Genomic DNA, 25,919 nt, shown 5'->3' on the forward strand with positions numbered 1-25,919 from the left:
CTTGTTCCACACCCGTAAGCTGGATGTGGGGGCAGTGCCGCGATGTTGGCTGACGATGCCCGGTATCAGCCAGTCGTGCCGATCGCTCCGGTAAGGCAAGGCGCGGACGCCATTTGCGAGGAGCTGGAGCGGCAATACGAACTTTATGACGAATGCGCCTGCGATATTCGCAAGGTCGCCGCTTCGGGATCGACCGTTTTCACGGAACGGGTCGATACGTGTCGGCAGCTGAAAGACGGACGGGAAACCACCACCCATGTCGTCGGCGTGTTCGATCTGGATTATGCCGGCAAAATTGTCTGGTGGCGGGAATATTGGGACGGTCTCGATTGTGCGGGTCAGTTGGGGATCGACGACAAGGCCATGCGATCGATCATGTGTGCGTGAAGGGAAATTCGATGCAGTATGACGTCGTGGTGATGGGTTCCGGCGGTGCCGGGTTGACGGCAGCACTGGTCGCCGCAAAAGCGGGTTGCAAGGTGGCCGTGCTGGAAAAGGCGCCGCATTTCGGCGGGACGACAGCCATTTCCGGTGGCGGGGTCTGGATACCCGAAAGCCCGCAAGCCGTTGCGGCGGGCGTGGACGACAGCAAGCAAAAGGCGCTGGATTACTCGCTTGCCGTCGTCGGCAACCGGGCAGAGCGCGAGCTGATCGAGGCCTATATCGAAACCGGCCCCGAAATGGTGCAATGGCTGGAGGCCAATAGTTCGGTCCATTTCCTCCTCTCGCCCCCGTCCAGCGACTGGTACCCCGAGGTAGAGGGCGCGATGCACGAAGGGCGGTTGCTGGCTCCGGCTGAATATGACGGCAGAAAGCTCGGTTCCGATTTCGACAATCTTTCCAAGCCGCGCGAGGAATTCAACGCGCCTGGCGGTATGATGATCGATCTGTTCGATCTGCCCTATATCGCCAAGCTGCCGCAGCCCGGTGCGTTGTGGTACATGGCCAAGATCGCCATCCGTTTCGCTTTCGACAAGAAGAAGCTGGGCCGCGGCTCACGCCTGACGATGGGCAACGCCCTGATGGGCAGGCTTTACCGTTCGGTGCTGGACGCGGGGGTCGACCTCTACAGCAGTGCGCCGGTCGAAAGACTGCTTGCCGATGGGGGCAGGGTCACGGGTGTCGTCGCGACCATAGACGGCAAGCAGACGGAAATTTCGGCCGCAAAGGGCGTCGTTCTGGCGGCCGGCGGATTTTCCGCCAACGAACAGATGCGCAAGGTCTATCTGCCCTATGCCGAGCAGCATGTTTCCATCCTTCCATATCACAATACCGGAGACGGCATAAATGCCGCCACGGCATCGGGCGCCGTGCTGGGAACGGACAACCACGCCAATGCGGTCTGGGCCGTGGTGTCAAAGCGGACGCGCGATGATGGCTATGTCGAACGCTATGCGCATCTGATCGACATGTCGAAGCCCGGCTGCATCGCCGTCGGCAAGGACGGCAAACGCTTTGGCAATGAGGCCGGGGTCCATTTCGTCGAGGACATGCACGCCACCGGCAATGTGCCTGCATGGATCATTTCGAACGCGAAGAACGTCAAGAAATACGGCATGGGGCTGTCGCTTCCGGGGGGCAGCAAGATCAAGGAGCTGGTCGCTTCCGGCTATATGAAAAAGGCCAATACGCTGGCCGAACTGGCGGCGCAAATCGGGGTCGATCCCAAGGCGCTGGAAGCAACCGCTGCGCGGGTCGATGCCGATGCGAAAACCGGGCGCGACAGTGAATTCGGCAAGGGCGATACGCTGATCGATCAAGAAATTGGCGATCCCGCGCACAAGCCCAATCCCTGCTTCGGGCCGGTTGGCGCGGGGCCCTATTACGCGGTCCAGATATTCCCCGGCGACGGATCGACGACCGTGGGCGTAAAAATCGACGCGCAATGCCGCGTCAAGGATGAGAGCGGTCAGCCGATTCCGGGCCTTTGGGCTGCCGGGCTGGATGCCAATTCGATCTGGCAGGGCAAGTCTCCGGCGCATGGATGCAATGTCGGTCCGGCACTGGTGACCGGCTTTATTGCGGGCAGGAGTATCACGGCATCAAAACAGCAGTCGTAACCGGAGCAAGCTCGGGCATCGGCCTTGTCGTCGCGCGGGAACTGGCGCGCGATGGCTGGCGGGTGATCGCGCAGGGCCGGGATCACGCGCGCAGCGAAGCCGCGCTTGCGGAAATCCGGTCCGCCGCGCCCGAGGCGCAGGTCGACATGATAAGGGCCGATTTGTCGGTCATGGACAAGGTGGACGCGTTCGCATCGCAGGTAGCGGCATCGACCGACCGGATCGGATTACTGGTGAACAATGCAGGCGCCACGCCATCGAGGCGGATGGAAACCGCCGACGGGTTTGAACAGACCTTTGCCGCCAATCACCTTGCCGTTTTCCTGCTGACCCACCGCCTGCTGCCCTTGCTGAAGGCGGCGGCGCCCGGATCACAAGTGATCACGACCGCATCGGTCGCGCACAAATTCATCAAGGACATGAAGTGGGACGATCTGCAGCAGGCGCAGTCATTCAGCGCCAGCGATGCGTATGCCCAGTCCAAGCTGGCCAACATCTTGTTTACGCGGGAAATGGCGAAACGGGTCAAGCACGACGGAATCCGCGTGAATTGCGTGCGTCCCGGCGTCGTGCAAACCAATTTCGACAGTCACGGCAATCTTGCCGTCAAGCTGATGTATTTCCTTGGCAAACCGCTCTCGCTGACGCCCGAGCAGGGCGCGGATACGATACTCTTGCTGGCGAAGGGCGGGGCGCCAAAGGCGACCGGCCAGTATCTCGCCAAGCGCAAGCCCGCAGCATTGTCTGCCGCTGCGCAGAGCGAGCAAGGCGCCGCACGCTTGTGGGACATCAGCAAAGAACTGACCGCCAAAGCCGGCCAGACTGTCGGCTAAAGCCGGGGAAGGCGGGATGGCGCTTTGCCGTCCCGCCTGCCGGTCCTACTTTTCGCGGCGTTTCGCCTCTGCCACCATTGCGAACAGCCCCTCATTATACTTTGTCAGCTGTTCCATGGTGAGATTGCGATAGGGCGTCATCGGACAGAGCGAATCCACCACGCCCCAGAAGGGTTCGAGTTCTTCGAGCACTTCGTCGACCGGCCCGCATTTCACGAAGGCCTGCACCATTTCGTCGCTGACCTTCTCGATCACGCCCGAAACATCGCCATGTTCGCCTGCGGCCAGCTGGCAATCGCGTGCGAGATCGCCAAAACCGATGGAATCGAAAAAGTCTTCGTATTCCTTGTAACCGGCATAGCCCGCCACGGTGGCACGGCTGTCGTCGATCGCCTGCTGCTTGTCGTCATTGATGGCGACCCATGGCCATGCATTGATTTCGACATCCGTGCGTTTGCGGCCAAAGCGGGCCAGCTCCGAATGGATGAAATCGTTCTTCTGAACCGTATAGTCGACCGTCCAAAGCGCATGGACCATCAGCCCGTCGGCAATCTCCAGCGACATGCTGGTCAGCTTGTCCTTGAGCGCGGCGATCCAGATCGGAATATTCTCGCGCACCGGGGGCGCGGTCATCATCTTTTCCGTCCATTCCAGATCGTAATATTCGCCGTGGAGCGGTTCCATGTCCTTGTGGCTGTTGGCGTTCACGTAACGCACGATCTTCACCACTTCACGCAGATGGGTCAGCAGCTTGCGATGCGGCTCGCCATAGATCCCCTCAAGCGCGCTGTGCAGCGAGGTGCCCAGGCCAAGGACGAAACGGCCCTGGCTGATCGTGTCGCATTCGATCGCGCAATAGGCGGTTTCGACCGGACTGCGGGTTCCCGCAACCGCAATGCCGGTCGACACCTTCAGCGTATCGGTCATCGCCGCGACGGCGGCCATCGGCACAAAGGGTGCGCCATAGATCTGAAGCGAAAAGACCCCCTCGAATCCCACCTGCTCCATCTGTTTTGCCATGCCGCCCATCACCGGAGCGGGCAAAACGGGCATCACGCCCCACCACTTGCGCTCACCCCCCGTCGCATTGGTCAGTGTGGTCATGCTTTTTCATATCCTATAATGTCGCTGCAATCAGAGCTGACATTATCGCGATAGGTGAAATCGCCGCGCGCCTGTCTTTCGGCTAGTGCCAGCATCAGCACGCGATATTTCTGGCCGGCTTCGTCCAGCGGCGAATGCAAATCCTTGCGCTTTTCCGGCCGCATGTAGCGCGGGCTCTGCGGCGAGGTCATGGAACTGTCCTGCCGCGAAACCTTGTAGCTCGCCTTGGGCATTATATAGCGGAAAAGATTGGTCTTTTTCACGTTCGATGTGTTCATGGCATAATCCAGCCGGGTCCGGTCACGCGTTTCGGGAACGCAGGGGTGGAACAGCTGGACATTGTCGCCCGTGGTAAAGCGGCCATAAGCGATCGCGGCATGGCTGCGCAGATAGATGCGGATCACCTGTCGAACCTGCTGCACATCGTCGCGCACGCCGCCAAAGATCTTCATGATCGGCGCGACGGACTTGTTCACGCAGGTCCGCACCATGGTGATGGTCTCGCTGTCGTGGAACACCTCGACCGTTTCCTTGTCCATCTTCTCGTCGCCCACGACATCGGCGTGGATGAAATCGGCATGGGTAAGGTCGATCAGGTTTTCGAGGCTGAGCGGCGCGCAGCAATCGAACCGCACGGTGCCGAGCATGTGCAGCGGCAGGCCGCCGTCCTCGGGCAGATAGGGAATGCTGGGAATATGTTCGGGCGCGGCATTTTCCGGCTTGCCGAGCCAGCCCCAGACATAGCCGTACTTCTCGATCACCGGATAGTGACCGGCCTCGTCGGTATATTCGCTCTTCGTCGCGGCAAGCTGGTCATTCGGGTGCGTTTCCGCCGCCACAACACTGCCGTCGGGCTTCCGCCAGATGAAATAGGGGTGCGAGTAAACAGCGCGCCGGATGGGTTTCTTGGCAACAGCGAAGCTGTGGGCCAGCGGAAACCATGCATCGGTCAGCATGATATCGTGCGGCAGCCAGGAATTGACCTTGGCCGCGAACTGGCGCGGATCGACCGCGATCGGATCGTCATGAACCTCGGGAGCCGGATTGTCTTGAACGTCGAGCATGATCTGTTCCTTGTTCTCGGTTTGGCTGCGGTCAGGCAGCGGCTTCCTGCGCTGTGGGCGGTCCGGATTTGCGCGTGACGATACTTTCGCGCAGGTCCGCGGCGTGGATAGACGCCGACGGCTTGAGCACCCGCAGCGTCGCTCCGTCGACATGGTCGAAAACCCTGAACGGCGTGCCGATGCCCATGGCCTTTGCCATCAGATGGTGGCGTCCGGGCGACAGAGCGGCGCGCCAACGCACCTGCGTAACGCCGCGCGCGGCCGGAACGGGCGCCAGAACCGCGCGGAACAGGGCCCTGAACTCGTCGTCCAGCAGGGTCAGGTCCGTCTCGCCAGTTACCGGATCGGTGGCGATGCGCAGGCTGATCGGGAAATCGGAAGTGAAGGGTGCGGGCCAGTGCGGCGATGCCCATTGGCATGATCGTTCCAGCACCAGCTTGCCTTGCTGCTCGGACAATTCGGTCAGCAGATAGGGTGAAAAGCGCACCCCCTTGATCGACAGCACCAGCGAAGGATCGTCGAACAACGCGGCGATCCAGTGTTCGTGATCCAGCGCCACAATCGATGTGCCCGAAAGCGGCAAGACGCGATCGTCAGGTGCGGGGGCAGCGGCCTTGGCGTCCAGGCAGACCCGTACAAAGCCCGCATCCTCGTGAACGGCGAATGGCCTTGCCTTGTAGACAGGAGGGAATTTGCGATCGCTTTTCAGATTGGGAATGTCGATCAGCTGCCCGCTTGCGCCGTCATAAGTCCAGCCGTGGTATCCGCACTGGATCGCGCCATTGCCAAGTATGCAACCCAGCGACAGGGGCGCCCGGCGATGCGGGCAGCGATCTTCAAGCGCGCGCACGACCTTCTTGTCGTCGCGCCAAAGGACGACCGGTTGGTCGCCGATATCGACGTTGTGCGGCTTGTCCGCGCTGATCTCTTCGGAGCGGGCAACGGCCCACCAGGCTGCTTCGGTCATATTCGACTCGCATCTCCCAATACGCGTTATGCAATTAAATTGACACATGACAATTTAGTTGTCAATCTATGTCGATGGATGCAGCAAATGTAAATTCGCCCGCCTCCACCCGAGAGGGCAGGGCGGCGGACAGGGCAACTGGCCAGATGACAGGCCATCTTACCCGCAGGCGTGAGAGGACCCGGGGGCGCCCACGCGCCGATGCCGGTGGATCGGTTGACGAGGCATCGCTGCTACGGACCGCCTTCGCCATGTTCGCCACGCATGGCTATGGAGCCGCGACAATGCGCGCGATGGCCCGCGAACTGGGCGTCAGCCACAATTTGCTCAATGTGCGATTTGGCAAGAAGTCGCAGTTATGGAAGGCGTCGGTCGACTGGCGGCTCAAGGAAGCCGCCCGCGAGGTTGAACTGGCCTTCGACCCGTCGCACCCTCCGGAAGAACAGTTGCGGGACTTGATTCATCGGTTTTGCCGCTGGGCGATCATCAATTCGGACATTGTGGCCATGAGCCACCTTGAAGGGCGCGAGCCGAGCTGGCGGCTCGACTATATGACGGAAAGCTTCACCCTGCCGTTCCAGCGCCGCCTTCAGGACCTTCTGGAACAGGTAGGATCGGGCACGGCGCTGCGTCCGATCGATTCCGGTGCATTATTGGCGCTGCTCGTTCACGGGGTCGGATCCTATTTCGCGCTTGCCCCGATGCATGACCGGCTTCTGCCTGATCTGCCTGGTGACGGCGCCGCCAATCCGTCGCCCGAGGACCGGGCCGATGCGATGGCGCGGTTTCTTCTGGCAGGTCTGTTCAGCGCCTAAGTCTTGATAGCTCTCGCGTGATCAGATTGGCGCCGGGAAGAAGAGATCGGCGATGCGGTCCCGATAAATGGCGGCCTTGGCTTCATCCATCCCGAATTGCGGCACGACGGGCGTGATCGAATCGGCAAAGCGTGCGCGTTCGATTATCTGGGCTTTCACCTCCTCAGCCGAACCGAGCACCGTGATCGCACTGACCATCTCGTCAGGGCAGGCCGCCTCCATCGCGGCAAAGTCCTGCCGGGCAAACGCATCCTGAATCGCCGCTGCTTCCTTTTCGAAGCCTATCGCCTTGAAATAGCGCAGATACTGGGGCGATTGCGTATAAAACGCGATATTCGCGCGGGCATCCGCAATGGCCGCATCGCGATCCTCGTTGATGACGGTAAATATCATCAGATTCAGATCGAAAGCCGACCGCTCCCGTCCGGCTCTGTCGAGACCTGCCTGCAAGTGCGGGGCGACCTTTTCCTCGATCCAGCGGGTCGTCCATAACGGATGGCCCAGCAGCCCTTCGGCGATCTCTCCGCCCTGCTCGCATGCCTTTTCGAAAATGGCAGGCAGATAAACCGGAATGGCAGGGCGGCGCGCTGGCCCCGTCAGCCGGAAATGCGACAGGTCGAGCGTAGTATATTCGCCTGCCAGCACCTGTAGTTCGCCGGTGTGGCCCTTGGCGATGACCGCCCGAACCTGCTCCACAATTTCGCGCATATGCGCCAGTGGCTTGCCGTATGGCATGCCAAAGCTGCCTTCGATCTGGCTTTGCGCGCTGGACCCCAGGCCAAGCACGGCGCGGCCATCGCTGATGTGGTCCAGATCGATGACGCTGCATGCCGTCTCCAGCGGACTACGCGTGAAGGCCAGCGCGATGCCGCTGCCCAGCTTTATCCTGCTGGTGACGGCTGCGGCTGCCGCAAGGGTGACGAAGGGGAGGCCGAAGATTTGCGGGACCCAGACCCCATCGATTCCGGCCGCTTCCCATTGGCGGACCAGCGGTACGAGTTCGTTTGCCGGAAGGACCGGCAATTGCGTCCAGATCTTCTTATCCGCGAACATCACCCAAAGCCCTTGGCGGTATCGAAATAGTCCCGCCACGACACGATCTTGTCGCCGTCCATTTCGAAAATCCCCATGAGCTTGATGGAGACGAGCAGTTGGCCGTCCTTGTCATGGAAATTGTCAGTTCGTTCGGTCAAGACCACGTTCCCGTCCGAAGCGACGTGGTGAACGATCACCTCGCCGCTTTCGATCGGGTACATCTGCGCAAAGCCGTCCATGAAAGCCTTCGCCTCCGCGAATCCGGTGGTCTTCGAGATGCCGACATTTTCCCAAACCGTCCTGTCGGTAAAGCGCCGTTCCATCGACGCGAGCATATCGCCCAGCGTAGGCTTCCACTCCTCGAAGAAGGCCAGCACTTCGGATTGCGCATCGGCCATGGTCAATCCTCCGGCGCGATGGTGACAGTCACCCCGTCAAGCGCATCACTCATTTCGACCTGGCACGCCAGACGCGAGGTTTCGTTGCGATGGTCGGAACTGTCGAGAAGGTCGCTTTCATCCTCGGTCATTTCCGGCAGCTTGGCGAAATAGGACGCTTCCACGTGAACATGGCAGGTCGCGCAGGAACAGCAGCCGCCGCACAGTGCCAGCAGTTCGTCGAATCCATCGTCGCGGATGATCTCCATCAGGCTCAGCCCATTGTCGGCTTCAACTTCCGTGCTGGCGCCAGATCGGTCGATCACATTGATTTTCGGCATTTCTTACTCCGTGACGTAGATGAATTATCTGACTTCGACTTCGACCGGGAAGCGATCGAAATAAAACTGGAAATGCTGGCGGATATCCTCGGCCGTCAGACCGAAATCGCCTTCAAGATCGAACTTCACCTTGCCGTTGACGGCCGGATCGTGATCCCGGTGATACTGGTGCAGGGCCTGCAACGTGTCCTCGTCCAGCGGCAGGTCCGCCTTGGCATAGATCTGCCGGAGGATCGGGTCGGGGTTCTTGATCCATTCGTGGAAATAGACGTCGATCGCCTGGTCTTCCGGCAGGCAATCGCGATCGCGCACGCAGCGCGACAACAGCGTCTTGTACCGGTCGATCCAGTAGCCCTTGGGTTCCTCCGGGTCGCTTTTCGTGCGCAGCACGCGCGAAGCATAAAGCGCCATCGACAGCGTCGAGCGGATCGAACCCACCGGATCGCGGTGCGTGATCACGAAGGTCGCATCCGGGAAGGTTTTGTACAGAACGGGCAGCTGTTCCATGTGCTGCGGGCATTTGATCACCCAGCGATTCGGCCCCTTCAGGAAAGTAAGAACCTGCAGCCCCTTCTTCAGATAGGCATAGGTGCCGCTCTGGTCATGGCTGAGGTAATAGTCGCGCCACCTTGGAACATAGGCCAGCCATTCGATCAGATAGGATGAGAAGTCGAGGGCCTGCAGTTCGATATCCTCGCTGATATGATCGGGCGAGAATTCATGCATGTATCGCATCATCGGCAAGACTGCGTCCTGCTGTTCCCACCCGGCCTGCGCCTTGGTCCAGCGGGGGTTGGAATCGCTTGCCGTCGGCGCGTCTTCGGCGGCCGGGACGGGCGCGATGGCTTCCCACCAGGGGAGCGAGCGAAGCCGCGTATCGGCAGAGAGCAGCCCGAGCAGATGGGTGGTGCCCGAACGCGGCGGGCCGCCGACGATGATCGGGCTGTCGATTTCGATATCGAGGATTTCCGGGTGGCGCTTGCACAGGTCCTCTACCCGCAGGCGGGTCGCGGCATAGCGCACGAACATCGGCCACAGACCGGCGCGGCCCACGGGCGAGAGGAATTCGTCTTCCTCCACGCACTCGCACCACAAATCCAGCCTTTCGACGAAGTCCATTTCGCCAAAGTCGCTCAGGCCGGTCTGGGCCTTGGCGGCGTCGAGGATCGCTTTCGACGAAAAGTCGAAGTGCATTTGCGATGCACCTGCCAGCGCGGCCTTTTGCGCGTCGTCGAGCACGGGGGCGAGCATGTCCCCGATCCTGAACACCTGACCCTTGGTGTCTTGCTTCATCCCCCGATCTCCCTTGCGGCATTTTTCTGTCGCGCATTCGTAAAAGCGATGGCTGCCGAACTTTGTCCTACCGAAAGATATGCGGCGCATCCGGCAACAGCGGGTAGGCCGGCTACGGAGAGGGTAGCGGCGACATGACAGAAAAAATGTTCGATCTGACCGGGAAAGTTGCGTTGGTGACGGGTGCCAATTCGGGCCTTGGCTTTGCCTTTGCCGAAGGGATGGCGCGTGCGGGCAGCGATCTCGTCATCTGGGGCAGGCGCAAGGATGCCAACGACAAGGCGGCAGAAAAGCTGCGGGCCTTTGGCGTCAAGGTGCATTCCGCCGAAGTGGACGTCACCGACGAAGCGCAGATCGTGGCCGGCGTGGCCGATGCGCTTGCGGCGATGGGCCGGATCGACACGGTGGTCGCCAATGCGGGCATTGCCAATCCGGTGCCGTTTATCGACATGGATGCCGATAGCTATAACGCGTTGATGAACGTCAACCAGCACGGCGTGGTGTTCACCCTGCGCGAAGTGGCCAGGCACATGGTGGCCCGAGCCGAGGCGGGCGATCCCGGCGGCTCCATGATCCTGTGCGGCAGCGGATCGATTTTCCAGGGCGTGCCGACGCTGGTGCATTACGGTGCGGCAAAGGGCGCTCTTGCGGGGCTGGCGAAGGGGCTGGCCGCGGAACTGGGCCCCCATGGCATTCGCTGCAATGTCATCGCGCCCGGTTTCATCATCACCGAAATGACCATGAAAGACCCCGAGATCGGCCAGATGATCGCCGATGGCGTGGCCGCCCGTGCCCCGCTCGGCCGCGCGGGAATGCCCGACGATCTGTGGGGCGCGGCAGTTTATCTCGCCAGTGATCTGTCCCGCTATCACACCGGCGATACGCTGGTGGTCGACGGCGGGAAGAAGATCAACAACTAGGAGCGCAGATCGTGTTTTCCCGTCCCAAGGCAACACATAGCCAGAACGCCTATGTGACCAGCGATCTCGATCGTGCGATGGCCATCTGGCGCGACGATTTTGGCGTGTCCCGCTTTCATGTGTTCGAAAACGATGCGCCCGGACTGATCTCCTCGCCCGAGTACCGGATGACGATCGCGCTGGCCAATGTGGGCGGGGTCGAGATCGAACTGATCGAGCCTTCGCCCGGACAGGCGCCGCTTCACGCAGAGATTCTACCCACGGACGGCAGCTTTGCCATGCGTTTTCATCACGCGGCCTTGCGGATCGATGGCGATCGGAGCGATTTCGAAGCCTACATGGCCTCGCTCAATCCGGCGACACATCCCGTGTTGTGGCGCGGAGAGCTGGGCGACGTGATGCGCTTTGCCTATACCGACGAACGGGCGACACTGGGCCATTATCTGGAACATGTCTGGTTCGATCCGGCCATGTATGAACAGATGGCCGCAGCCATTCCGGTCTATCCGGCGCCGTGACGATGGATCTGGCTAATCTCAATTTCCGCGACCTGGGCGGTATACGAACGAATGGCGGTGCCGTTCGCGGCGGGGCACTCTTTCGCGCCGAAGGTCCGGCCAATTTGTTGCCGCAACATCATGCACAGCTCAAATCGCTGGCGATCGGATATATCTTCGACCTGCGCTCTAGGCGGGAGCGAGAGACGCATCCGCATGATTGGCAGGACGCGAACTGCCGCTGGCTGGGACTGGACGTGAATGCCGACCTGCGCGTTTTCGGAAACGATGGACGCGAAAGGCTGAGCCTTGGCGGTGATGAGCGGCTGGCCATCGACATCATGAGCGAGACATACCGGGAAATTCCCGATGCGCTTGCGCCGCACTGGAAAACCGTGGGCGAATGCCTGCTGGAAGGCAGGCCGGCAATCGTGAATTGCACTGCGGGCAAGGACCGCACGGGGGTCGCGGTTGCCATACTGCTGGAAATGCTGGGGGCCTCGCGGGACGAAATCATGCGGGACTATCATCGGTCCGTGGTGTTCGGCGAGAATCTTCGGCGCGGCGGAACGCTGGAAGGCGATATCCGGGCCAGCTTCGGCTTTATGCCAAGCGCCGAACAGGTGGATGCGCTGATAGGCGTGCGAACAGAATATCTTCAGGCTGCGTGGGACCGGATCGAGAACAGTCACAAGACTGTATCGCGCTATCTGGCGGACGCAGGGCTGGATGAAGCAACACAATCTGAGCTGCGGCACCTTTTCGTGACCCGCGACCACGCCGACTCAATTCAAGGAGAACAATGATGAAAAGCGGTGGTGTAATCGGCCTTGGCGGCATTGGCGGCGGGGTGGCACAATGCCTCCAGCGATCCGGCCAGCTTTCCGCCATCTATGACGTGCGGGCCGAGGCGGCCGAAAAGATCCCCGGAGCGCCCCCGATGTCGGCAACGCCGAGGGATCTGGCGGCAGCGTCCGATTGCGTGCTGATCGCCGTTCTGAATGGCGCACAGACGATCGCCGTGCTGTCGGGCCCCGACGGCGTGCTCGCAGCCAACAAGGCCGGGCAGACGGTGATCCTGTTGTCCACCATATCGATGACGGAACTGGAAACCGCGCAAAAGCTGTGCGCCGAAGCGGGAGTGATCCTGATCGACTGCGGGGTGACCAACGGCCCGAAATCGGGTGAAAACGGTCTTATCTGTCTTGCGGGTGGTTCTGACGAGGACATGGCGAAGGCAAAGCCCATTTTCGACGGATTTGCCGGACAGGTCATTCACATGGGCGGCCCGGGCGCCGGCATGGCCGCAAAGATCGCCCGCAACGCCACCTATTTCGGCTGCATGCGTGCCGGTTACGAAGGTGCGGTGATCGCGCGGAACTACGGGGTCGATCTGGGCCAGTTGCGCATGGCTCTGTCGGGCGATCCCAATGCGGGCGGCGGGCTGGAAGGGGCGCTGGCCATGGTGGTGCGCCCCGATCCTGCGGGAAATGAGCAGGAAACCGGAATGCGTAATTACTTCAAGGGATTGATGATCAAGGACCTTGAAGTCGCCATTGATGAGGCGGCCCGATTTGGCGTGCGGCTGCCGATGATCGAACTGATCCGCGACAACGCCGATTCCACTTCTGGCCTGGAATATCCCAAAGGCCAGCCGATCGCCTGAGCGACGCCACCAGACAAGCGAGGAATGACGATGAGCGACAATGCCTGGGAAAATGGACTGAAGGTCTTCGATGCCGTGTACGGCAAAGGTACCTCTGCGATGATGAAGGGGCGGGAGAATGACCGTTTCAACCGCGAGATCATCGAAAACCAGTTCGGCAATCTGTGGGCCGATGATGCCCTGTCTATCAGGGAAAAGCGCCTCATGGTGCTTGGCGCCACGACCATGCTGGGCAGGCAGGACCTGATCGAGATCCAGATGATGGGCGCCTTGGCGAACGATGAATTCACTGAAGAGGAATTGGCACTGATTCCTCATTTCCTGTTGTTCTATGCGGGTGCTGGCAACTGTACAGCTCTGATCCGCGGGATCGAAGCCGCCAAGGCCCGCTTTGCCGAAATGAAGGGGGGCTGAGATACCATGCGCCAACTTCCGCGACGCCCGATCGACAAGGCCGCCTTTCGCGAACGGTATGGCCCCTGGGCCGTTATCGCGGGAGCATCCGAAGGAACCGGTGAATGCTACGCTCGGCAATTGGCCGCCATGGGCATCAACCTTGTGCTGGTATCCCGCAGGCAGGGTCTGCTCGAAACGCTCGGTAAGGATCTGGCAGGCGAATATGGTATCGAATACCGCGCATTCTTTCAGGACCTGACCGACGTCGATGCGGGCGTCAGGATCGTCGAGGCGTCGGCCGATCTTGATGTCGGCCTCTATATCTCGAACGCCGGGGCCGGAGGCTTCTCGGCTTTCCTGGAAGAAAGCACCGATGCCGCGCATCATCTGGTCCGGATGAACATCACAACGCTGATCGATGCCGCCAACGGTTTCGGCAAGCGCTTCCTGAAGCGGGGCAAGGGCGGCATAATCGTAATGGCGTCGGGCGCAGGGCTGGGCGGTCAGCCCAACCTGGTGATGTATGCCGCCACCAAGGCGTTTGAGATCAATTTCGCAGAGTCGCTTTGGGCAGAATATCACGAACGGGGCATCGACGTGATCGGCATTGCCGCCCCGATCATGCGCACTCCGACATTGCTGCGAATTGTTCCTGCAGATTTCGACACATCACGTGCATTCGATCCTGCCGACGTGACCAATAACGCGCTGGCCGGATTGCTGGCCGGGGAACCGGTGCAGATCATCCCCGACGGTCCCGGCGTCGAAAAGCTTCCGCAAGTAGAGGCCGACCGCAGGGAGCGCCTGAAGGGGTTCGTCGAGTTCAATAAAAGCTTTACGGGAGGATAACGGGATGCGCAGGCTTGAGGGCAAGGTGGCCGTCGTAACGGGCGGAGGCGGCGGTATCGGATCGGCCGTTGCCAACCGCATTGTGCGGGAAGGGGGAAAGGTCGTCATTGCCGACCTGTTCGAGGATAGCGCCAGAGCCGCGGCCGGACCGCTGGGCGAGGCCGCGCTTGCCGTCCAGTTCGACGCATCCGATCCGGTATCAATCGAAGCGATGGTGACCGCAGCAGTCGATCACTTCGGCGGGATCGACATACTTCACAACAATGCCGCGATGACCGATCCGGCGAAGCATCCGCTGGACACCACGCCGGTCGATATTCCCATCGAGATCTGGGACGAGATCATCGACATCAACCTGCGCGGCTATTTGCTGGGCTGCAAATATGCGATCCCGCACATGATCGCGCGCGGCGGCGGATCGATCATCAATACCGCGTCCAACAGCGGTATCGCGGGCGACCTCGCCCGGGTCGCCTATGGCGCCTCGAAAGGCGGCATCATCACGCTGTCGAAATATGTCGCCACCCAATACGGCAAGCAGAACATCCGCTGCAATTCGATCTCGCCCGGCGTTGTCTTGACGCCAGCGCTTGAGGCCACGGTCCCGGGCCTTAAGGAAGTGATCCAGCGCCACATACTGACGCCGGAATTCGGCACGCCGGACGATATCGCCGCGCTTATCGCCTTTCTCGCGTCGGACGAGAGTCGCTATATCACCGGCGAGAACATCTCGATTTCGGGAGGAGGCCTCTCGCATCAGCCGCATTACGCCGACCTGCTGGCCATGATGGAACAGCAATTGTCATGACCGAACCGTTGAGCGTAGCCGGACTGGAGACCGCTGCTCGCGATGCCACGGGCCTGACTGACTTCGGGCCGGACACGGGGTGGCGTGAAGGGTTTGAAAGACTGGTCGCGGCGGTGGGGGCAATGGGCCCGAACGACCAGCTTCGCCAACTGGCGACCCATAATATCGTGGGCCAGCTTTCCACGCGGCTTCGGTTTGTCGAGGATGATCGCAATCATCCGGAAATCGCGCAGCAGGATGTCGGCGATCCGCTGATCGTGATCGGCCTTCCGCGCACCGGCACCACCATCACCTATGATCTGCTGTGCCTTGACCCAGAGGCCCGGGCGCCGCGCGAATGGGAATGGTATATCCCATGGCCGCCGACCAAGGCAGCAACATTCGACAGCGATCCGCGCATTGCGCAGGTCACCGCCATGTACGACAACTGGCTGAAGCATGCGCCGCAGCTTCTCGACATTCAGCGGTTCGATTGCACCCAGCCGGGCGAATGCAATCACGGGATGCAATATCACTTCGCCAGCACCAATTTCCCCGCGGAACTGGGCGTGCCCGACTATGCCGACTGGCTGCGCACGAACGAGGTGCCCGGACAGTATGTATCGCACAAGCGGCTTCTGCAGAACTTTCAGTGGAAGGGGCCGCAAGGGCGATGGACGCTGAAATCGCCGCAGCATCTGTTCGACTTGCCTGCTTTGCTGGAGGCCTATCCGGGCGCGATGCTGGTATGGACGCACCGAGACCCTGGGCTGACATTCTCATCGCTCTCCAGCTTCATTGCTGGATTCCTCGCAGCGTTCGGCGGCGACAAGGACAAAGCCGCCATCGGGCGCGATGTGGTGGATACGTGGATCGCGGGCATGAACCGCGCCCTGTCCGCGCGTGCCGATCCGCGGATCGACGAGCGGATCATCGATCTGGCGCACAAGGATGTGGTGGTCGACCCGAAAGGGACGATCCGGCGCATCTACGACCGGTTCGGCCTGCGCTTTTCCGACGAACATGGCGCCCGGATCGACCGGTTCCTGGCCGACAATCCTGCCGCCAAGCGCATGGGCAAGCACAAGCATACGCCTGAACAATACGGGATCGTTGTGGCGGAAGTGCGCACCCGCATGGCGGACTATTACGACCGCTTCGGCCATCTTCTGGGGAGACCATCATGAGCGTACTCGATCGCTTTCGCCTCGACGGAAAGACCGCCATTCTGACCGGCGTCGGCCCCGGCGTAGGCGAGCATGTTGCGAAGGCCTACGCCGAATTGGGCGCCAATGTCGTCATCTCCGCACGTTCGCAGGAAAGGCTGGACCGGATCGCGGCAGAGATCAATGCGGCGGACGGCGGACGGGCACTGGCCGTCGCCACCGATGCGGGCAAGCGCGAAGACCTCGTCAATCTGGTCGAAAAGACGCGCGAAGCGTTCGGACCGATCCATATCATCTTCAATAATGCGGCGGCAGGCGTGGTCTATGCCCAAGACGGCGGCCTCTGGGCAAATACCGACGAGGTGTGGAAGACCGCGATAGACGTGAACGTTATGGCCACCTGGCGTCTTGCAGAGATGACTGCTGCCGAGATGGAGTCCCACGGCAAGGGCACAATCATCTCGGTCCAGAGTTGCGGGGGCTTCACGCCCATTCCACCGGCGGTCGCCTATGGCGTCAGCAAGGCAGCATTGTCCTTCCTGACCCGTTCGCTGGCCAAGGCGCTGGCCCCGCACACGCGCGTCAATGCGCTCTGCGTCGGTTCGATGAGCCCAGACGGACAGGAGGCCGAAATCCACAATGGGCTGGGCCTTGCGGAGCGCAATGCCATCAAGCGTTTCGGCGCGGCGGACGAGGCGGTTGGCGCGGCTATCCTGCTGGCCAGCGATGGTTCGAGCTATACCACCGGCAGCACCGTGTTCGTCGAAGGCGGCCGCGTGGGCACCATCTCATGACCAATCCGCTCTACACCCAAGAGCAGGAGCGCGCTGAAATTCTGGCGCTCCGCCTGATCGAACGACCTGACGTCAGGGCGGCGCGCGAAGCGGCGCGGCGGGACATGCTGAACGATCCTGCCGCCCGCACGTCAGACGGCAATCTGGGTCTGGACCGCGCCCTGGATCAATGGGTTCTGGCGCTGGCCATGCGCGAAGCGAATGGCGATACGGCGTCGCCGGTTGTTACCTGGAACGTGTCCAATCCCCCGCGGCGATGGTTCGGCCATGTCTATCACGGTGCGGCGGTCGCGGTGGACAATCCCGATAATTTCAATCGCGAAATCCCGATCGACGGGGAAGGGAACTACCGCATCGACCTTCGCTTTTCCGCCGACCCACCGCAGTTCAGCGTAGTGATCGAGATGGAGCCGGAACATCACGCCGGGCTGGGCGATAATATCGGTGCGCTGACGTTGCAGGACCTGCTGCCCCATTGCGATGGCGACCGCCGCGTGTCGGTGACCGTGGGCCCGCAAGCGGGCGGGCCGCTTCATCTGCAATCGCGTCCCGGCCGCATCCAGATCTACACGCGCGACAGCCAATGCGACTGGAACCAGATGCCTGCCCAAGTCTCTGTCACCCGTCTCGATCCGCCGCCGGACTGGTCGCCGCGCAGCGAGGACGAGATCGCCGCCGCGATCATCGCTGACATGCCCGCGTGGTTGCGCTTCTGGCGCGGTTTCAAGGACAGCTTCCTCGGCTTTCCCGCGCCAAACGGGCTGGTCGGCCCTAACGGGCGCGACGGCAATTGGGGTTATCTGGCAGGCGGACGTTTCGCACTGAAGGATGACGAAGCGCTGCTGGTCACGCTCGACCCTGCGGGCAGTTATTACACCGGCTTCCAGATCACCGATCCGTGGACCATCGCGCCCGATCCGATGCTGCGGCTTGCCAGCCTCAACAAGGGGCAGGTGGTGCCCAATGCCGATGGGACGGTGACCTATGCGATTGCGCTGGCCGATCCCGGCGTCGCGAACTGGATCGACACCTGCGGGCTGCATGAAGGCTGGATCCTGACAAGGTGGCAGGGCGTGCCCTCAGACGTCGATCTGGGCCGGATGATCCGCGAGGTGCGGCTGACGATGATCAGGGATATTCCGGCCAGCGTGCCCATGATCGACCTTGCCGGTCGGAGGGCGCAGATCGCTACGCGCGCGTATGATTTCGCACGGCGCACCAGCAAGGAGGGGTGGACCGATGCAGCCTGAAGGATCGATCGTCGAATTGTGCCATGTCGTCAGGGACATCGATGCCGCGCTGGAGCACTGGACACGCGACCTGCGTGCGGGGCCATTCTTCGTATTCGACGTGCCGGTCATGCCGGGCCAGCGATATTATGGCGAGCCGACGGAAGTTTCGATGCGGGTGGGATTCGGATTTTCCGGCGGCGTCCTGATCGAACTGCTCCAGCAGACCAACGACGGCGCCTCGCCCTTCCGCGATTTCCTGCAGGCACGGGGCGAAGGATTGCATCACGTCATGCCGCGCGCCGACTATGACACTGCCTATGCGCGCCTGTCGGCAGCAGGCTTCAAAATTGCCTATAGCGGCACGATGCTATCGGGAGAGCGTTTCTGCCTGTTCGATACCTTTGCTTCTTACGGTTATTATACCGAGCTGATGGAAATGTCCGAAGCCATGCAGGGCAGTCTGGCGCTGATGGAAAAGGCCCATGCCGTATGGGATGGCCAGACCGATCCCGTGCGCGGCATAGACCGGCTGGCCGAACAGGCCGGTTAAAGCTTGCCGCCACCCATTTCCGCGAACATCTTCTGAAAATCGGCATAGCTTGGCTGATGTGCGGTGACGCCGCCATCGACCGGAATTGCGGCACCAGTAATGAATTCGCTCTCGTCGCTGGCCAGAAATGCCACGAGATTGGCCACATCGTCGGGTTGGCCAAGTCGCGGGGTAAGATGGTGTGAAAGCAGGATGTCCTTCACCATCGGCGGCGTCGACTCCTGCGCAAGCGGTGTCAGGACAAAGCCGATCACCATGCAGTTCGAACGCACGCCCAGCTTGCCATATTGGGTGGCGATCATGCGATTGAGCTGGATCAGCGCGGCCTTGGACGAGCCATAGGCAGTCAGCGTCGCCTCGCCCTGCACGCCAAAGCCCGATGCGCTGTGAATGATCGATCCGTGCCCCTGCTCGATCATGTGGGGCAGGACATATTTGCTCATCAGCATCGCGCCCCGCACATTGACCGCCATCGCGCGGTCCCAAGCGGCCACGTCGAGGTTCAGGACATCGAGATCGGCCTGCCGCTGCGCATCGTTCTGAATGGCGGCATTGTTGTGCAAAATGTCGATGCGGCCCAGATCTGCGGTAACCTGTTCGGCGAATTCGCGAATCGAATTCTCGCCGGTCAGGTCCAGCGGCAGAGATGTTGCGCCCGGAATATCCTGCGCTGCGACCGCTGCCGCTTCGACATCGATATCGCCAAGCACCACTTTTGCGCCTTCTTGCGCGAGCCGCCTTGCGGACGCCGCACCGATACCGCCCGCGGCGCCCGTCACGATTGCGATCCTGTTTTCCAGCCGTCCAGCCATGGGTTCTCCTTTTCAGCCAGCATAAGCAATGGAAGTGCGGGTTTCACAACCTGTCGCAGGACAGGTTGCGAGAGTTTTGCGCGCCGACATCCTGTTTGCACAAGGCGGGAGAGGCTTTTCTTGGAATCGACGATTACACCCATGCCGGTGATGCCGGCCCCTGAACCGGCGGGCACCATATTTCTGATCGGCACCTGCGTCATCCTTGCCGCGATCCTGGCGTGGTGGGCCCTCGGTTCCGAGCGGGTCAGGCGGGGCTGGGTCCTGCCGCTTGTTTTTGCCGGAACCGCGCTTTCGGCCGTGATGATCGAGCCGATCTACGATAACACGCTGCTCTATTGGTATCCTGCGGAAAACCCGCTGGCATTCTTCCGCGGCTATGAACGGACCATCCCCTGGTATGTACCGCTAGGCTATGCATGGTTCTTCGGAGGATCGGCCTATCTGGTATGGCGAGTAGTCGAACGCGGGGCGCCCGGCGCCAGTGTCTGGAAGCTTTTCTTCGCGACCGCGGCGGTCGACTGGCTCGCCGTATCGATATGCGAGTGGATGGAATTGAGTGCATTCTACGGAAACCAGCCGTTCCATCTCTTCGGCTCCCCCATCTGGTTCTCGTTCTGCGATGCCACGGGCGGGTTCGTTCTGGGTGCCGCACTGGCAAAGCTTGTGCCGTACCTTGGCGGCATCAAGCGGCTGTGGCTGCTGATCCTGCCCAGTTTCACCTATGCCGCGACGCTCGGCTCCACTACCGCTCCTGTATCGCTGGCGCTCAATTCCGGTTGGTCGCCGGGCATGATTTGGATCGCTGGTGCCGCCACGATGGCAATGTGCATGGTGGCCATCCATGTCATCGCCCAGATGGCCCGGTTGCGACAGGAAGCGGTGCTGTGAGACGTTTCTCAGGTCGAGACTGGTGGTTTATCGGCCTTCTGGCCACGATCTACGCCTTCAACTTCATCGATCGTATGATCATTGCCGTGGTCGGAGAGCCGATCCGGCAGGAATTCGGGCTCAGCGATTTCCAGCTCGGCATCATGGGCGGCGCGGCCTTTGCGCTGTTCTATGGCGGCATCGGCATTCCGATCGCTCGCCTTGCGGAGCGGGTCAATCGTATCGGCATCGTCGCGACGGCGACCGCGCTGTGGTCGGTGATGACGATGCTATCCGGCGCGGCGACAGGTTATGTGCAACTGCTGCTAGCGCGCATGGGCGTGGGAATCGGTGAGGCGGGGTTTACGCCGCCAGTCGTGTCCCTGATTGCAGATCGCTTTCCGCCCGAGCGGCGCGCGACCGTGTTTTCGACGATTGCGGTCGGCGTTTCTGTCGGCGGCGCCATCGGTGTCCTTGGCGGAGGCTGGATCGCGCAAACCTATGGCTGGCGTTGGGCGTTCGTGGGCGCGGGCGCTCCCGGCATATTTTTAGCTCTGCTGCTCTGGTTCACGGTCAAAGAGCCGGTCCGGCTCAATGCGAGTGAGGGCGCGCCTTCGTTCAGCGCCGTCATGCGCCACGTTGGCCGGTCCCGCGCCTTCGTGGCATTCACCGTCGGCAGTGGCATGGTCGCGTTGGTGGGTTTCGGCCTCAATCTTTTTCTCATCCCGTTGCTCGTTCGCCGGTTCGATTTCGACCTTGCAGAGGCGGCGTTGACGTTCGCAATTACCTTCAGCACGGCCACTGCGCTGGGCGGAGTGACGGGCGGGCTGATTGCCGACCGCTTCGCGGCGGGGGCCCATCGGCGGTACGGATATCTGCCGATGCTGGCGACGATGCTGGCCATGCCGCTTTTCCTTGCGGCGATCTATCAGGACGAGTGGCGCATCATGGCGGTGCTTCTGTTCGGATCGACCTTCTGCCTCTATGCTTTTCTGCCCACAATCATGACCGTGACCCAGCGGCTGGTCGAACCCCGGATGCGGGCCACTGCCGCTGCCATCCATGCATTCGGCCAGACGGTATTCGGTCTCGGGCTAGGCTCGGCCTTTCTCGGTTACATGAGCGACGTGATGGCAACCACGCGGTACGGAACCCGCTATGCACAGGAATGTATGGGCAGCGGTGCGGTCGTGACGTCCGCGTGCGCGGAGGCGGCAGGTACGGGTTTGCAACAGGCGCTGCTACTACTGGGACTTTTCCTCCTGCTTGCGATCTTTTGCTATTGGCTGGCGGCGCGGTCGATAGCTGGGGAGATTGCGGTGATCGAGAGCGTGCGTGATGAACGTCGTCCATGACACGCGCAGGTCGGTGGTGAGGATCGCAACTGTTCGCGGGAGGCTGCCCCGCGCCGCGATTATTCGCGCACGCCGGGACTAGCTCGCCCGGCTGCAGGCTGTGACGGAAAAACATTGATCGCGCGCTGGAAGACCGCCGCGCGACCCTGATGATATTGAAAAGGAAGACTGACGATGAAAGCGCTAGTCCCGGTAAAGCGGGTGATCGATTACAATGTGAAGCCGCGCGTGAAGGCGGATGGCTCTGGTGTTGATCTTGCGAATGTGAAGATGAGCATGAACCCGTTCGACGAGATCGCGGTGGAAGAGGCGATCCGGTTGAAGGAAGCGGGCGCGATCGAAGAGATCGTGGCGGTGAGCATCGGGCCTGCCAAGGCGCAGGAGACGCTGAGGACGGCGCTGGCGATGGGCGCGGACAGCGCGGTGCTGGTCGAGACCGATGAGGAGGTCGAACCTCTGGCGGTGGCAAAGATCCTGAAGGCGGTGGCGGCGGAAATCGAACCCGGCCTCATCATCCTGGGCAAGCAGGCGATCGACGACGACAGCAACCAGACGGGCCAGATGCTGGCCGCGCTGATGGAGCTGCCGCAGGGCACGTTCGCATCGAAGGTCGAGATGGACGGCGATCATGTGAAGGTGACGCGCGAAGTGGACGGCGGGCTCGAGACGGTGCGCCTGTCCACGCCCGCGATCATCACGACGGATCTGCGCCTGAACGAGCCGCGCTATGCCTCACTGCCCAACATCATGAAGGCGAAGAAGAAACCGCTCGAGACCAAGACGCCGGCGGATTACGGCGTCGACACCGCGCCTCGGCTGAAGACGCTGAAGGTGTCCGAACCGCCGGTGCGGCAGGCGGGCGTGAAGGTCGCCGATGTCGACGAGCTGGTCGCCAAGCTTAAAGCAATGGGCGTCGCCTGAAGGCGGAGCCGGTAAGGAAGGGATCATGAAGACGCTTGTTTATGTCGATCACGACAATAGCCATCTGGGCGATGCGACGCTGGCCACGGTGACCGCGGCCTCCAAGCTGGGCGAGGTACACCTGCTGGTCGCGGGCGCTGCCTGCGGCGCGGTTGCCGAAGCCGCGAGCAAAATCGCGGGCGTGGGCAAGGTCCATGTCGCGGACGACGCGGCCTACGAACACCAGCTGGCCGAGAATGTCGCCCCGCTGATCAATGGGCTGATGGAGCATCATGACGCGGTGCTGTTCCCCGCCACCACCACGGGCAAGAACATCGCGCCGCGCGTCGCCGCGCTGCTCGACGTGATGCAGATCAGCGACATCCTGTCGGTCGAGGGCGAGAAGAGCTTCACTCGCCCGATCTATGCGGGCAATGCCATCGCCACGGTCGAGAGCAGCGATTCCAAGCTGGTCATCACCGTACGCGGCACCGCCTTCGACAAGGCGGAAGCGACAGGTGGCAGCGCCGAGATCGAAGCGGTCGCATCGACCGGCGATAGCGGAAAGTCCAGCTTTGTGTCCGCCGAACTCGCCGAGAGCGAGCGGCCCGAGTTGACGAGCGCGAAGATCATCGTGTCGGGCGGCCGCGCCCTCAAGGACGGCGAGACGTTCGAGCAGATTATCATGCCGCTCGCCGACAAGCTGGGCGCGGGCGTGGGCGCAAGCCGCGCTGCCGTGGACGCAGGCTATGTCCCCAACGACTATCAGGTCGGCCAGACCGGCAAGATCGTGGCGCCGGAAGTCTACATCGCCATCGGCATATCGGGCGCGATCCAGCACCTTGCCGGCATGAAGGACTCCAAGACCATCATCGCCATCAACAAGGACGAGGACGCTCCCATCTTCCAGGTCGCCGACATCGGCCTCGTCGCCGACCTCTACAAGGCCGTGCCCGAGCTGACCGGGAAGGTTTGATTCGCGTTCAAAGATTTGTTGGAGTTAAGTGTGAAGCACACAGACGTCATTATCGTTGGCGCCGGGCACGGCGGCGCAGCCGCGGCGCTAGCCCTTAGGCAAGCCGGATTCGAAGGGTCTGTCGCCATGATCGGTCGCGAGAAGGAGCCCCCCTACGAACGTCCGCCGCTGTCCAAGGAATATCTCGCGCGCGAAAAGGAGTTCGAGCGGCTCTACATCCGCCCGCCGCAGTTCTGGGGCGACAAGGCCATCGATCTTGTCCTCGGCACCAGTGTCACCGAGATCGAGCCGCGCGGCAAGGCCGTGAAGCTGAGCAATGGCGAGGAGATGGAATACGGGCGCCTTATCTGGGCGGCAGGCGGCGATGCGCGGCGGCTGTCCTGTTCGGGCGCGGATCTCAGGGGCGTGCACTCGGTTCGCACCCGCGCCGATGTCGACCGCATGATCGCCGAAATCGACGCGGGTTCGAAACGCTGCGTGGTGATCGGCGGCGGCTATATCGGGCTGGAAGCCGCCGCCGTGCTGCGCAAGCTGGACATAGAGGTCGTGCTGATCGAGATGCTCGACCGCGTGCTGGCGCGCGTGGCGGGCGAGACCCTGTCCCGCTTTTATGAAAAGGAGCACCGCGACCACGGCGTCAACATCATGCTGGAAACCGGCGTCGACTGCATCCTGGGCGACGGCGACAAGGTGACCGGCGTCCGCCTGTCGGACGGCAGCGAGGTCGATGCCGACATGGTGATCGTGGGCATCGGCATCGTGCCGTGCATCGACCCGCTGATCGTGGCGGGGGCGACCGGCGCCAATGGCGTCGACGTCGACGAATATTGCCGCACCTCGCTGGACGATGTCTATGCCATCGGCGACTGCGCGGCCCATGCCAACGATTTCGCCGACGGGGCGGTGATCCGACTGGAATCGGTGCAGAACGCCAATGACATGGCCAAGACCGCGGCGCAGGCGATCTGCGGCGACAGGCAGCCTTACAAGGCGACGCCGTGGTTCTGGTCGAACCAGTACGACCTCAAGCTGCAGACCGTCGGCCTGTCGATGGGGTTCGACAATTTCGTCGTGCGCGGCGATCCTGCCGAACGCAGCTTCTCGATCGTCTATATGCGCGACGGCAAGGTCGTGGCGCTCGACTGCGTGAACCGGGTCAAGGATTACGTGCAGGGCAAGAAGCTGGTCGAACGCCATGCGGTGATCGATCCGGACCTGCTGGCCGATACCGACGTGGCGCTGAAGGAAATGGCCGAGGGCATCACACAAGGCGGCGTTAGAACAGCTTAGGGAGCCAGTCCCCGCACAATCAGTTGCGGTCGATCCAGTCGTTCAGATCGGCCCAGTGGCTGCGCCGCGACCCGGCGAAGTTCTGGCAGTGCGCCGCATTGTCCAAGATCTGCAGTTCGGTGGAAACCGCTGCCTTGAAATAGGCGGTCTCAAGCAGGGGATCGGGACTGGTGTCGATCGCGCTTTGTATCACGAGCACAGGTACGGTGATCGCCGCAGCCTCTTCGTGTACGACACCGGGCGTAAGCGCGGCGCGGCCCAGCGTTGCGGGTGTGGAAGAAGCGTGCGCTTCATCCGCCTCCACCAACGCATGCGGTACATCCGGCCAGTAGAACAGCTTGCGCATGGTTTCACGCGGCGTGGCGAGATAGCCGCTGGGGATAAGGCCAGCACGAAGCTTTCCCGTGTCGGTATCGCCCAGCACCATCGGTTCATTGGCCCAGCCCAGAACGGCAACGCGGTCGAAAACGGGATGCAGGGCTGCCTGTGATATGATCATCATGCCGCCCATCGAATGGCCCATGCCAGTTACGCTGATGTCTGGCCCCAACTCATCCATGACCAAAGCCAGCGCGGCTGCATGGGCATTCGCGACGATTGCACGGGTCAGCTTGCTTTCGGGTTCCGGCTTTGTGCTGTCGCCCATACCCAGCATATCGATGGCCAGCACAGCCTTGCCGCGATCGGTGAACCAGCGCGCGAAGCTATAGCTTTCGTCGGCGAAAGGCGGGTTCCAGTACATCCGCGAATAGCCTCCGCCGTGGATGGCGAAAATCAGGTGCTTGCCGCTCTTGCCCCAATTGTCGGGCAGATGCAGGCTGGCCGCGATCTCTGACTTATCGCCAATCGCCGCCGCGCTGGAAACGTCCAGCATCATGTCCTTCGATTTCATCGCAGACCCTCCTTGTCGGTGGTTTCGCCTCACCGGTCATAGAAGCACCTGCCGTGAGAGAGGTTCAATCTCATATCG

The 25,919-nt window shown here is 61.6% G+C and carries 29 protein-coding genes; 20 read left to right on the plus strand and 9 right to left on the minus strand.

Annotated features, from left to right (window positions below; translation table 11 throughout):
• Positions 1–42 precede the first annotated feature (42 nt).
• Genes K4G67_RS11095 through K4G67_RS11105 form a run of 3 tightly spaced genes read left to right on the plus strand, consistent with a single transcriptional unit; the run spans position 43 to position 2,893 of the window.
• Entirely contained in the window at positions 43–387 is a 345-nt protein-coding gene (locus K4G67_RS11095) for a limonene-1,2-epoxide hydrolase family protein (protein ID WP_239806433.1), read from the plus strand.
• Entirely contained in the window at positions 384–2,060 is a 1,677-nt protein-coding gene (locus K4G67_RS11100; RefSeq protein WP_239806434.1) for an FAD-dependent oxidoreductase, read from the plus strand. The genes K4G67_RS11095 and K4G67_RS11100 overlap by 4 nt, the downstream gene beginning before the upstream one ends.
• Positions 1,985–2,893 carry an SDR family NAD(P)-dependent oxidoreductase gene (locus K4G67_RS11105; RefSeq protein ID WP_239806435.1) on the plus strand — a complete coding sequence of 303 codons (909 nt, stop codon included), beginning with the start codon at positions 1,985–1,987 and terminating at the stop codon, positions 2,891–2,893. The genes K4G67_RS11100 and K4G67_RS11105 overlap by 76 nt, the downstream gene beginning before the upstream one ends.
• 45 nt (positions 2,894–2,938) lie before the next feature.
• Here the strand turns inward: K4G67_RS11105 and K4G67_RS11110 are convergent, their stop codons facing one another.
• Genes K4G67_RS11110 through K4G67_RS11120 form a run of 3 tightly spaced genes read right to left on the minus strand, consistent with a single transcriptional unit; the run spans position 2,939 to position 6,028 of the window.
• Positions 2,939–3,997 carry an LLM class flavin-dependent oxidoreductase gene (locus K4G67_RS11110; protein ID WP_066849577.1) on the minus strand — a complete coding sequence of 353 codons (1,059 nt, stop codon included), beginning with the start codon at positions 3,995–3,997 and terminating at the stop codon, positions 2,939–2,941.
• On the minus strand, positions 3,994–5,061 hold the full coding sequence (locus K4G67_RS11115; protein ID WP_239806436.1) for an oxygenase: 1,068 nt from the start codon (positions 5,059–5,061) through the stop codon (positions 3,994–3,996). Before K4G67_RS11115 ends, K4G67_RS11110 begins: the two co-directional genes overlap by 4 nt.
• 31 nt (positions 5,062–5,092) lie before the next feature.
• Positions 5,093–6,028, minus strand: coding sequence for a Rieske (2Fe-2S) protein (locus tag K4G67_RS11120; protein ID WP_239806437.1), 936 nt, complete (start codon positions 6,026–6,028; stop codon positions 5,093–5,095).
• A 146-nt stretch (positions 6,029–6,174) separates the two neighbouring features.
• Here K4G67_RS11120 and K4G67_RS11125 point away from each other — a divergent pair, with 146 nt between their 5' ends.
• Positions 6,175–6,843 carry a TetR/AcrR family transcriptional regulator gene (locus K4G67_RS11125; protein ID WP_275588847.1) on the plus strand — a complete coding sequence of 223 codons (669 nt, stop codon included), beginning with the start codon at positions 6,175–6,177 and terminating at the stop codon, positions 6,841–6,843.
• A 21-nt stretch (positions 6,844–6,864) separates the two neighbouring features.
• Here the strand turns inward: K4G67_RS11125 and K4G67_RS11130 are convergent, their stop codons facing one another.
• From K4G67_RS11130 to K4G67_RS11145, 4 genes are read right to left on the minus strand one after another with little or no spacing between them, the layout of a single operon-like run.
• The gene (locus K4G67_RS11130; RefSeq protein ID WP_239806438.1) at positions 6,865–7,896 is read right to left on the minus strand and encodes an LLM class flavin-dependent oxidoreductase; all 1,032 of its coding nucleotides are present in this window, start codon (positions 7,894–7,896) and stop codon (positions 6,865–6,867) included.
• Positions 7,896–8,276, minus strand: coding sequence for a limonene-1,2-epoxide hydrolase family protein (locus K4G67_RS11135; RefSeq protein ID WP_239806439.1), 381 nt, complete (start codon positions 8,274–8,276; stop codon positions 7,896–7,898). The genes K4G67_RS11130 and K4G67_RS11135 overlap by 1 nt, the downstream gene beginning before the upstream one ends.
• Positions 8,277–8,278: 2 nt before the next feature.
• Positions 8,279–8,596, minus strand: coding sequence for a 2Fe-2S iron-sulfur cluster-binding protein (locus K4G67_RS11140; RefSeq protein ID WP_066849592.1), 318 nt, complete (start codon positions 8,594–8,596; stop codon positions 8,279–8,281).
• Positions 8,597–8,620: 24 nt separating this feature from the next.
• The gene (locus tag K4G67_RS11145; protein ID WP_239806440.1) at positions 8,621–9,889 is read right to left on the minus strand and encodes a sulfotransferase family protein; all 1,269 of its coding nucleotides are present in this window, start codon (positions 9,887–9,889) and stop codon (positions 8,621–8,623) included.
• A 134-nt stretch (positions 9,890–10,023) separates the two neighbouring features.
• Here K4G67_RS11145 and K4G67_RS11150 point away from each other — a divergent pair, with 134 nt between their 5' ends.
• Genes K4G67_RS11150 through K4G67_RS11200 form a run of 11 tightly spaced genes read left to right on the plus strand, consistent with a single transcriptional unit; the run spans position 10,024 to position 18,746 of the window.
• Positions 10,024–10,809 carry an SDR family NAD(P)-dependent oxidoreductase gene (locus K4G67_RS11150; protein ID WP_239806441.1) on the plus strand — a complete coding sequence of 262 codons (786 nt, stop codon included), beginning with the start codon at positions 10,024–10,026 and terminating at the stop codon, positions 10,807–10,809.
• Between the two features lie 11 nt (positions 10,810–10,820).
• A complete protein-coding gene (locus tag K4G67_RS11155) occupies positions 10,821–11,327 on the plus strand; it encodes a VOC family protein (RefSeq protein WP_239806442.1) in 507 nt (168 codons plus the stop codon).
• A 2-nt stretch (positions 11,328–11,329) separates the two neighbouring features.
• Positions 11,330–12,112, plus strand: coding sequence for a tyrosine-protein phosphatase (locus K4G67_RS11160; protein WP_083988090.1), 783 nt, complete (start codon positions 11,330–11,332; stop codon positions 12,110–12,112).
• Positions 12,109–12,972 (plus strand): NAD(P)-dependent oxidoreductase, encoded by an 864-nt coding sequence (locus K4G67_RS11165; protein ID WP_066849609.1) that lies wholly within the window; start codon positions 12,109–12,111, stop codon positions 12,970–12,972. The genes K4G67_RS11160 and K4G67_RS11165 overlap by 4 nt, the downstream gene beginning before the upstream one ends.
• 30 nt (positions 12,973–13,002) lie before the next feature.
• Positions 13,003–13,386 (plus strand): carboxymuconolactone decarboxylase family protein, encoded by a 384-nt coding sequence (locus tag K4G67_RS11170; RefSeq protein WP_232469076.1) that lies wholly within the window; start codon positions 13,003–13,005, stop codon positions 13,384–13,386.
• Positions 13,387–13,392: 6 nt separating this feature from the next.
• Complete coding sequence (locus K4G67_RS11175; protein WP_239806443.1) at positions 13,393–14,217, plus strand: SDR family NAD(P)-dependent oxidoreductase; 825 nt, start codon at positions 13,393–13,395, stop codon at positions 14,215–14,217.
• A gap of 4 nt (positions 14,218–14,221) precedes the next feature.
• A complete protein-coding gene (locus K4G67_RS11180) occupies positions 14,222–15,025 on the plus strand; it encodes an SDR family NAD(P)-dependent oxidoreductase (protein ID WP_083988091.1) in 804 nt (267 codons plus the stop codon).
• Positions 15,022–16,191 (plus strand): sulfotransferase family protein, encoded by a 1,170-nt coding sequence (locus K4G67_RS11185; RefSeq protein ID WP_239806444.1) that lies wholly within the window; start codon positions 15,022–15,024, stop codon positions 16,189–16,191. Before K4G67_RS11180 ends, K4G67_RS11185 begins: the two co-directional genes overlap by 4 nt.
• Entirely contained in the window at positions 16,188–16,964 is a 777-nt protein-coding gene (locus tag K4G67_RS11190; RefSeq protein ID WP_239806445.1) for an SDR family NAD(P)-dependent oxidoreductase, read from the plus strand. Before K4G67_RS11185 ends, K4G67_RS11190 begins: the two co-directional genes overlap by 4 nt.
• Entirely contained in the window at positions 16,961–18,214 is a 1,254-nt protein-coding gene (locus tag K4G67_RS11195; RefSeq protein ID WP_239806446.1) for a hypothetical protein, read from the plus strand. The genes K4G67_RS11190 and K4G67_RS11195 overlap by 4 nt, the downstream gene beginning before the upstream one ends.
• Positions 18,204–18,746 carry a VOC family protein gene (locus K4G67_RS11200; RefSeq protein ID WP_239806447.1) on the plus strand — a complete coding sequence of 181 codons (543 nt, stop codon included), beginning with the start codon at positions 18,204–18,206 and terminating at the stop codon, positions 18,744–18,746. Before K4G67_RS11195 ends, K4G67_RS11200 begins: the two co-directional genes overlap by 11 nt.
• Here K4G67_RS11200 and K4G67_RS11205 read toward each other — a convergent pair.
• The gene (locus tag K4G67_RS11205; protein WP_239806448.1) at positions 18,743–19,558 is read right to left on the minus strand and encodes an SDR family NAD(P)-dependent oxidoreductase; all 816 of its coding nucleotides are present in this window, start codon (positions 19,556–19,558) and stop codon (positions 18,743–18,745) included. The genes K4G67_RS11200 and K4G67_RS11205 overlap by 4 nt on opposite strands.
• 120 nt (positions 19,559–19,678) lie before the next feature.
• Here K4G67_RS11205 and K4G67_RS11210 point away from each other — a divergent pair, with 120 nt between their 5' ends.
• The 5 genes from K4G67_RS11210 to K4G67_RS11230 all read left to right on the plus strand — a co-directional run bounded on the left by K4G67_RS11210 (position 19,679) and on the right by K4G67_RS11230 (position 24,949).
• Complete coding sequence (locus K4G67_RS11210) at positions 19,679–20,449, plus strand: hypothetical protein (protein WP_239806449.1); 771 nt, start codon at positions 19,679–19,681, stop codon at positions 20,447–20,449.
• Positions 20,338–21,783: a spinster family MFS transporter gene (locus tag K4G67_RS11215; RefSeq protein WP_239806450.1), complete on the plus strand. Its 1,446-nt coding sequence runs from the start codon at positions 20,338–20,340 to the stop codon at positions 21,781–21,783. Before K4G67_RS11210 ends, K4G67_RS11215 begins: the two co-directional genes overlap by 112 nt.
• 174 nt (positions 21,784–21,957) lie before the next feature.
• Positions 21,958–22,704 carry an electron transfer flavoprotein subunit beta/FixA family protein gene (locus tag K4G67_RS11220; RefSeq protein ID WP_239806451.1) on the plus strand — a complete coding sequence of 249 codons (747 nt, stop codon included), beginning with the start codon at positions 21,958–21,960 and terminating at the stop codon, positions 22,702–22,704.
• Between the two features lie 25 nt (positions 22,705–22,729).
• A complete protein-coding gene (locus K4G67_RS11225) occupies positions 22,730–23,659 on the plus strand; it encodes an electron transfer flavoprotein subunit alpha/FixB family protein (protein ID WP_239806452.1) in 930 nt (309 codons plus the stop codon).
• Between the two features lie 30 nt (positions 23,660–23,689).
• The gene (locus tag K4G67_RS11230; RefSeq protein ID WP_239806453.1) at positions 23,690–24,949 is read left to right on the plus strand and encodes an NAD(P)/FAD-dependent oxidoreductase; all 1,260 of its coding nucleotides are present in this window, start codon (positions 23,690–23,692) and stop codon (positions 24,947–24,949) included.
• A 19-nt stretch (positions 24,950–24,968) separates the two neighbouring features.
• Here K4G67_RS11230 and K4G67_RS11235 read toward each other — a convergent pair whose 3' ends face one another.
• Positions 24,969–25,841, minus strand: a complete 873-nt coding sequence (locus K4G67_RS11235) for an alpha/beta fold hydrolase (protein ID WP_239806454.1) — start codon at positions 25,839–25,841, stop codon at positions 24,969–24,971.
• Between the last annotated feature and the right edge of the window lie 78 nt (positions 25,842–25,919).

Source organism: Croceicoccus hydrothermalis, from assembly GCF_022378335.1.
In the GTDB taxonomy this organism is placed as follows: Bacteria; Pseudomonadota; Alphaproteobacteria; order Sphingomonadales; family Sphingomonadaceae; genus Croceicoccus; species Croceicoccus hydrothermalis.